The organism is Streptomyces anatolicus (genome assembly GCF_019400875.1).
GTDB classification, from domain to species: domain Bacteria; phylum Actinomycetota; class Actinomycetes; order Streptomycetales; family Streptomycetaceae; genus Streptomyces; species Streptomyces anatolicus.
Genome location: NZ_WMBF01000656.1, coordinates 1 through 2,963, shown reverse-complemented (window position 1 = coordinate 2,963; position 2,963 = coordinate 1). Strand labels below are relative to the sequence as shown.

General features: G+C 73.1%; 2 protein-coding genes. Both read left to right on the top strand.

Features of this window, described 5'->3' with window-relative positions:
• Positions 1 to 1,026: serine hydrolase (locus GKQ77_RS30985; protein ID WP_219692439.1), on the top strand; the 1,026-nt coding region annotated here is incomplete at its 5' end.
• 180 nt (positions 1,027 to 1,206) lie between these two features.
• Positions 1,207 to 2,963: lytic transglycosylase domain-containing protein (locus GKQ77_RS30980; RefSeq protein ID WP_219692438.1), on the top strand; the 1,757-nt coding region annotated here is incomplete at its 3' end.

Sequence of the window (2,963 nt, the reverse complement as noted above, 5' to 3'; positions counted from 1 at the left end):
TCCATGCTCGCCGCGGCGCTCACCACGGCCCTGCTGAGCCCCATACCGCTGAGCCCCATACCGGCGGCCGCCGCCGACGCCAGTGACCAGCAGGGCGCGGCCCTCTGCACCGCCGGCAGCGACTGGACCCTCGCCGCCCGGATGTCCCAGGACATCCGGGCGGCGCTGTCGTCCCGGGTCGGCAGCGTCTCCGTATCCGTACGCGACACCCGCACCGGCCTCGTCTGCGACCTCGCGAGCCACCGCCGCTACGACGCGGCGAGCGTCGCCAAGGTCCTGACGATGGAGGCCGCGCTGCTCCGCGCTCAGGAGTGGGGCCGCGGCCTCACCGCCTGGGAGCGCCGACGGATCCGCCCCATGATCACCCGCTCGGACAACGACGCGACCGGACGGCTCTGGCACGACTTGGGCCACGCCTACCTCTCCCGTTTCCTGCGCCGCGTCGGCACCACCGCCACCACCCTTGGCCCGTACGGCTATTGGGGCCTGACCCGTACCACGGCCGCCGACCAGCAGCGTCTGCTCGGTGTGCTGACCGGCGCCCGCGGCGTCCTCAAGCCCGCCGCGCGCGCGTACGGGCTCCGGCAGATGGCCGAGGTCCGCGGCGACCAGCGCTGGGGCGTGCCCGCGGGGATGCCGCGCGGTCTGCGCGCCCACCTCAAGAACGGCTGGCTGCCCAGGGCCGTGCACGGCTGGCGCGTACACAGCGTCGGCGTGTTCACCGGCGGCGACCGCACCTACCGCATCGTCGTCCTCACGCACGGCAACCCCACGATGGCCTACGGCGTGCGCACCGTGGAGCGCGTCGCGCAGGCCGTGCACCGCGGCCTCAACAAGGGCCGGGCCATAGGGCAGGCCCTCACCCCGCAGAGCGACATCAGCGAGACCCCGGACGGCTCGGCCCCACCGCAAGGCGACTACGCCCCGCCACCGCAAGGAGATTTCACTCCGCCCAAGGCCGACTTGAGACAACCCGAAGGCGACTTCACGCCACCGGAGGAGGAGGGCGAGGCCCCCGCGGCGTAACAGCCCTGTCGCGGTCTCGGCCAACTGGTAAAAACCGGGCACGAACGGGTGCCTGGGCGCTGCAAGTTGTCGTAGTGTCGCCAGAGCCGCCCTACTGGGGAGCACGCGCGTACGAAGGCAAGCGCGTACGGAGGTGGGGTCGGCGCGCATCAGCGGTCAAAGGGGAGGGGTGGCTCGGTCATGGCGCCGGTAATCGGCAGGCGGCTGCGCAGGGGAGCGGTGACCAGCGCGGTGGCCGCGGCGGCGGTGGCGGCACTGGCCGCGTCGCAGGCCCCGGGCGTGACGGACGTTCCACGCGACGGGCAGACGACGGGGGCGACGGACACCCCGCCCGGAGGCGACTCCGCGACCGGCGACTCGCCCTACTACACGGACCTGCCGCCCCTGAAGAGCCCCGTCCCGGCCGCGCCCAACGGCGGTGACAAGGAGGCCGAGGCGGGCGTCCCGGCCACCGTCCTCGACGCGTACAAGAAGGCCGAGACCGCGCTCGCCGAGGCCAAGCCCGGCTGCAACGTCCCCTGGCAGCTGCTCGCCGCCATCGGCAAGGTCGAGTCGGGCCACGCCCGAGGCGGCCGCGTCGACGCGAACGGCACGACGCCCAAGCCGATCCTCGGCCCGGTCCTCAACGGCAACGGCTTCGCGAAGATCACCGACACCGACAAGGGCGCGTACGACGGCGACACGACGCACGACCGCGCGGTCGGCCCCATGCAGTTCATCCCGGCGACGTGGGCCTTCTCGGGCAAGGACGGCAACGACGACGGCAAGAAGGACCCCAACAACATCTACGACGCGGCGCTCGCCGCGGGCCACTACCTCTGCGCGAACGACCGCGACCTGGCCGTCGAGGACGATCTGCACCGGGCGATCCTGAGCTACAACCAGTCGACGGAGTACCTGAACACGGTCCTGTCGTGGCTGGAGTACTACCGCAATGGCGTCCACGAGGTGCCCGACGGCAAGGGCGTCCTGCCGGACGACCGCAGCGACCGCCGCGTCCCGGGTCTGGGCCCGAGCCTGACGCCGGGCGGCACCGGCACGCCCTCGCACAAGCCCGGCAAGGGCGGCGGCAAGGGCGACAACGGCAACAGGGACAGGACCGGCACCCACACGCCCGGCAAGGGCGGCGGCAGCGGGTCCGAGAAGCCGGGCAACGGCGGCGACGACAAGCCCGACCCGCCCACGCCCACCGAGCGGGTCGCGCGCCTCAAGGACGCGGACACCGGCACACTGACCGCGGCGGCGGGCGATGCCTTCGCCGAGCGCGTCGAGGTGCGTACGGAGTCCAAGTCGGGCTCGGGCGTGGCCAAGGTCAAGGTGAAGTTCCGGGTCGTCGGCGACACGGACACCCGTTTCGAGGGCGGCGCGCGGAGCGCCGTCGTCACCACGACCGCCGCGGGCAAGGCCACCGCCCCCGTGCTCAAGGCGGGCAAGAAGACGGGCCAGTTCGCCGTGCGCGCCACCGTCGTGGGCCGCACGCTGACGGGCCTCGACTACACCGCGAAGGTCACCGCGCCCCAGGCCGACGCGCTCGTCAGGACCAGCGACAAGCCGCTGACCTGCGAGGCGGGCAAGGAGTTCGCGGACCGGGTCGAGGTCAAGGCGACGTACAAGGGCGAGGCGGCCGACGGTGTCACGGCCTCCGCGACCCTGATCACGTCGGCGACGGACGCCACGCCCAACGACAAGGGCCCCTACTTCTTCAAGGACGCGAACGGCAACCCGGTCCGCGCCCTGAAGGGCCTGAAGACGGACGCGAACGGCCTGCTGAAGCTGCCGAAGCTGTACGCCGACGACGCGGCGGGCACGTATCTGCTGCGGGTCGCCACGGTCGGCGGCGGCACCCTCACCGTCGAACTGAAGGTGACGGCCCCGGCCGAGACCACCCCGAGCACGCCGACCGCCCCGGCCACCCCGGCTCTCCCCGCAGCCCCGGC